Source organism: Stenotrophomonas sp. SrG (assembly GCF_050031795.1).
GTDB lineage: Bacteria > Pseudomonadota > Gammaproteobacteria > Xanthomonadales > Xanthomonadaceae > Stenotrophomonas > Stenotrophomonas rhizophila_A.
This window is the reverse complement of sequence record NZ_JBNBBE010000675.1, coordinates 1-248: the sequence shown is the minus strand read 5'-3', so window position 1 is coordinate 248 and position 248 is coordinate 1. Positions and strand designations below refer to the sequence as shown.

General features: G+C 72.6%; 1 protein-coding gene. It reads left to right on the top strand.

All coding sequences use genetic code 11. From position 1 onward, the window contains the following. On the top strand, positions 1–248 hold a 248-nt coding region (locus tag ACQG3P_RS21270; protein WP_426806161.1), incomplete at both ends, for a chemotaxis protein CheB.

Genomic DNA, 248 nt, shown 5'->3' with positions numbered 1-248 from the left:
GCCGGGCCATGCTTACCTGCCACCCGGCGGCAAGCACCTGCGGGGGATCCGTGACGGTGCGCGCTGGCGCTGCCGGGTGGATGACGGCCCGGCGGTAAACCGGCACCAGCCGGCGGTGGACGTGCTGTTCCGTTCGGTGGCAGAAAGCGCCGGTGCCAACGCCATCGGCGCGATCCTCACGGGCATGGGCGACGACGGCGCGCGTGGGCTGCTGGAACTGAAGAACGCCGGTGCGCCCACCCTGGTGC